This window comes from Pseudescherichia vulneris (genome assembly GCF_902164725.1).
GTDB classification, from domain to species: domain Bacteria; phylum Pseudomonadota; class Gammaproteobacteria; order Enterobacterales; family Enterobacteriaceae; genus Pseudescherichia; species Pseudescherichia vulneris.
Genome location: NZ_LR607338.1, coordinates 1,487,366 through 1,491,719, shown reverse-complemented (window position 1 = coordinate 1,491,719; position 4,354 = coordinate 1,487,366). Strand labels below are relative to the sequence as shown.

Here is a 4,354-nt window from a genome sequence, read left to right as displayed (position 1 = left end):
GCTAACGCTCGCAGGGCCTACGCGATCTGCAACCTCACACAGATCCGCCCCACGTCGTTTCCTCTTTTTCATCTAAGCTTGTTACCAACATCACAAAATGGAGATGACAAGAAGATGAAACAAACCGTCGCCGCCTATATCGCAAAAACGCTGGAGCAGGCCGGGGTAAAACGCATCTGGGGCGTTACCGGTGATTCACTGAATGGTCTGAGCGATAGCCTGAACAAGATGGGCACTATCGAATGGATGTCGACCCGTCATGAAGAGGTTGCCGCCTTTGCCGCTGGGGCAGAGGCGCAGCTGACGGGCGAGCTGGCGGTGTGTGCAGGCTCGTGCGGGCCTGGCAACCTGCATCTGATCAACGGCCTCTTTGACTGCCACCGCAACCATGTGCCAGTGGTGGCGATTGCAGCGCATATTCCCTCCAGCGAAATCGGCAGCGGCTACTTCCAGGAGACCCACCCGCAGGAGCTGTTCCGCGAGTGTAGCCACTACTGCGAGCTGGTCTCCAGCCCAGAGCAGATCCCGCAGGTGTTAGCCATCGCCATGCGTAAGGCGATCCTCAATCGCGGCGTCTCGGTGATCGTTCTGCCCGGCGACGTGGCGTTGAAGCCCGCACCGGAGAGCGCCAGCAGCCACTGGTATAGCGCCCCGCAGCCGGTGGTTACCCCTGCTGAAACGGAGCTGCTCAAGCTCGCCCAGCTGCTGCGCTACTCCAGCAATATCGCCCTGATGTGCGGTAGCGGCTGCGCCGGGGCCCATGACGAGCTGCTCGCCTTTGCGGAAAAGCTGAAAGCACCGATTATCCATGCCATGCGCGGCAAGGAGCATGTGGAGTATGACAACCCGTACGACGTAGGCATGACCGGGCTGATCGGCTTCTCATCCGGTTTCCATGCCATGATGAACGCCGACACGGTGATATTGCTCGGCACCCAGTTCCCCTACCGGGCTTTCTACCCTACCGATGCCAAAATCATCCAGATTGATATCAACCCGGCCAGCATTGGCGCGCACAGCAAGGTCGACATGGCGTTGGTAGGCGATATCAAAGCCACGCTGGCCGCTCTGCTACCGCACCTGGAGGAGAAAACCGACCGCCGCTTCCTCGATAAAGCACTGGAAGACTACCGCGACGCCCGCAAGGGTCTGGACGACCTGGCTAAGCCCAGCAGCAAGGTCATTCACCCGCAATACCTGGCCCAGCGGATCAGCGACTTTGCTGACGACGACGCTATCTTCACCTGCGACGTAGGGACGCCAACGGTGTGGGCCGCGCGCTACCTGAAGATGAACGGCAAGCGCCGCCTTCTGGGCTCCTTTAACCACGGCTCCATGGCTAACGCCATGCCGCAGGCGCTGGGGGCACAGGCGACGCATCCCGAGCGTCAGGTGGTGGCGATGTGCGGCGACGGTGGGTTCAGCATGCTGATGGGCGATTTTCTCTCGCTGGCGCAGATGAAGCTGCCGGTAAAAATCATCGTCTTTAACAACAGCGTGCTGGGCTTCGTAGCGATGGAGATGAAGGCGGGAGGGTATCTGACGGACGGCACCGACCTGCATGAGACCAACTTCGCCCGCATCGCGGAGGCCTGCGGTATTACCGGTATCCGCGTCGAGAAGTCCGCCGACGTCGACAGCGCCCTGCAGCGCGCGTTCGCCACCGAGGGCCCGGTGCTGGTGGACGTGACGGTGGCAAAAGAGGAGCTCTCTATTCCGCCGCAGATCAAGCTTGAGCAGGCCAAAGGTTTCAGCCTCTATATGCTGCGCGCCATTATTAACGGTCGCGGCGACGAGGTCGTGGAACTGGCGAAAACCAACTGGCTCAGGTAAAACAGATGGCACGATCCTGAAGATGATAAGGAAGTGCCGTGATTGATTTACGTAGTGATACCGTGACCCGACCGAGCCGCGCCATGATGAAAGCGATGATGGCCGCCCCGGTCGGAGACGACGTGTATGGTGACGATCCCACTGTTAATGCACTACAGCGCTACGCCGCCGAGCTTTCGGGCAAAGAGGCAGCGCTGTTTCTGCCTACCGGTACCCAGGCTAACCTGGTGGCACTGCTCAGCCACTGCGAGCGCGGCGAGGAGTATATCGTTGGTCAGGGGGCGCATAACTATCTCTACGAGGCCGGCGGCGCAGCGGTGCTGGGCAGCATTCAGCCTCAGCCCATCGACGCCAGCCCGGACGGCTCGCTGCCGCTGGATAAAGTGGCGGCAAAGATCAAGCCGGACGATATCCACTTCGCCCGTACCCGCCTGCTGAGCTTAGAGAACACCCACAACGGCAAGGTGCTGCCGCGTGAATACCTCGCTGAGGCGTGGCACTTTACCCGTGAGAAAGGCCTGGCCTTGCACGTTGACGGGGCGCGTATCTTTAATGCGGTGGTCGAGTATGGCTGCCCGTTAAAAGAGATTACCCAGTACTGCGATACCTTTACCATCTGCCTCTCAAAAGGCCTCGGCACGCCGGTTGGCTCGCTGCTGGTAGGCAGCCATGAGTACATCAAGCGCGCTAACCGCTGGCGCAAGATGACCGGAGGCGGCATGCGCCAGGCGGGATTCCTGGCGGCGGCGGGCCTGTTTGCGCTGAAAAACAACGTTGAGCGTCTAAAAGAGGATCACGCGAATGCCGCATGGCTGGCGGCGCAGCTGAAGGAGATTGGCGCTGATGTCATGCGTCACGATACCAATATGCTGTTTGTTCGCGTAGGCGAGGAGAACGCCGCGGCCCTCGGCGAGTTTATGCAGGCGCGCGGCGTGCTGCTCAACGCCTCGCCGATTACCCGCCTTGTTATGCATCTCGACGTCAGTCGCGCACAGCTGGAAGAGCTGGTTAGTCACTGGCAGGCGTTCCTGAAACGTTAAGGGCATAGAATATTTGACAGATAAAGTCTGAAATTGGGCTTTTATCTGTCATCTTTCCATTGCATAGCGGCGTAATTCACGGAAGAATGCGCACGAAATTCTTTTCAACACAGTGGATTGCTATGAAGGTTCTGGTCACCGGCGCAACCAGCGGTTTAGGCCGCCACGCAGTTGAGTATCTGCGTCAGAGAGGCGTGAGCGTCAGAGCAAGCGGTCGCAATGAGGCGATGGGCAAGCTGCTGCAAAAGATGGGCGCGGAGTTCGTGCAGGCCGATCTGACCGAGCTTGTCTCCTCTCAGGCAAAGGTGATGCTGGCCGGCGTCGACACGCTCTGGCACTGCTCGAGCTTTACCTCGCCCTGGGGCACGCAGGAAGCGTTCGACCTTGCCAACGTGCGGGCGACCCGCCGCCTCGGAGAGTGGGCCGTGGCCTGGGGCGTGCGGAACTTTATCCACGTCTCCTCGCCGTCGCTCTATTTCGATTATCATCACCACCATGATATCGACGAGAACTTTCGCCCGGCGCGGTTTGCCAACGAGTTTGCTCGCAGCAAAGCCGCTGCGGAAGAGGTGATCCAGCTCCTCGCTCAGGCTAACCCCAACACCCGCTTTACTATTCTGCGTCCGCAGAGCCTGTTTGGCCCGCACGATAAGGTGTTTATCCCCCGGCTGGCGCAGATGATGCACCACTACCGCAGCGTGCTGCTGCCGCGCGGCGGCGATGCCTTAGTGGATATGACCTATTTCGAAAACGCGGTGCATGCGATGTGGCTTGCCAGCCAGGAAGCGTGTGACGATCTGCCCTCCGGACGCGCCTACAACATCACCAACGGCGAGCGCCGCACGCTGCGCAGCATCGTGCAGCGGCTGATCGACGAGCTGGAGATCCACTGCCGCATCCGCTCTGTGCCCTACCCGATGCTGGACATCATCGCCCGCAGCATGGAGCGCTTCTGTGATAAGCGGGCTAAAGAGCCGGCCCTGACCCACTACGGCGTGTCGAAGCTGAACTTTGACTTCACCCTTGATACCACCCGCGCCCGCGATGAACTGGGCTATGCCCCGCTGGTCACCCTCGATGAAGGGATCCGGCGCACCGCTCTGTGGCTAAAGGATCACGGCAAGCTGCATCGCTAACTGCGCTTCTTTTATAGCCATTGTCAGTCACCCTTTGTGACTTTCCGCGTGCCTGAGGCTGATACCTTCAGTTTATTTTACATAAACAGGAGGCATCATGATTACAGCAGCACCCTTACCCTCTCCCTCACTGCCCCAGATGAGCGATGATGGCTATATCAATGAAGTAGAACTTTTATCTTCCGGCGGCGTAGACGTAATGGTCAACCGCTATAGCAACGCGGCCGTGGGCGACTATCTTTGCCTGTTCTGGGATGGAGAAGCTGTCAGCACGCTCTGGTTGACAGAAGATAATATCGATACGGCGTTTCCCTGGCAGGTGACCGTTCCAGAAGAACTGGTCCC

Annotated in this window: 3 protein-coding genes and 1 pseudogene; all 4 read left to right on the top strand. The window is 59.3% G+C overall.

What is annotated here, in order from left to right; all coding sequences use genetic code 11:
• Nucleotides 1-114 precede the first annotated feature (114 nt).
• Nucleotides 115-1,833, top strand: a complete 1,719-nt coding sequence (gene poxB / locus FN633_RS06150) for a ubiquinone-dependent pyruvate dehydrogenase (protein WP_154057106.1) — start codon at nucleotides 115-117, stop codon at nucleotides 1,831-1,833.
• 38 nt (nucleotides 1,834-1,871) lie between these two features.
• The gene (gene ltaE, locus FN633_RS06145) at nucleotides 1,872-2,873 is read left to right on the top strand and encodes a low-specificity L-threonine aldolase (protein WP_154057105.1); all 1,002 of its coding nucleotides are present in this window, start codon (nucleotides 1,872-1,874) and stop codon (nucleotides 2,871-2,873) included.
• A 122-nt stretch (nucleotides 2,874-2,995) separates the two neighbouring features.
• Nucleotides 2,996-4,009, top strand: coding sequence for an NAD-dependent epimerase/dehydratase family protein (locus tag FN633_RS06140; RefSeq protein ID WP_154057104.1), 1,014 nt, complete (start codon nucleotides 2,996-2,998; stop codon nucleotides 4,007-4,009).
• A 97-nt stretch (nucleotides 4,010-4,106) separates the two neighbouring features.
• Nucleotides 4,107-4,354 (top strand): annotated as a pseudogene (locus FN633_RS18370) (hypothetical protein); the annotation flags it as partial.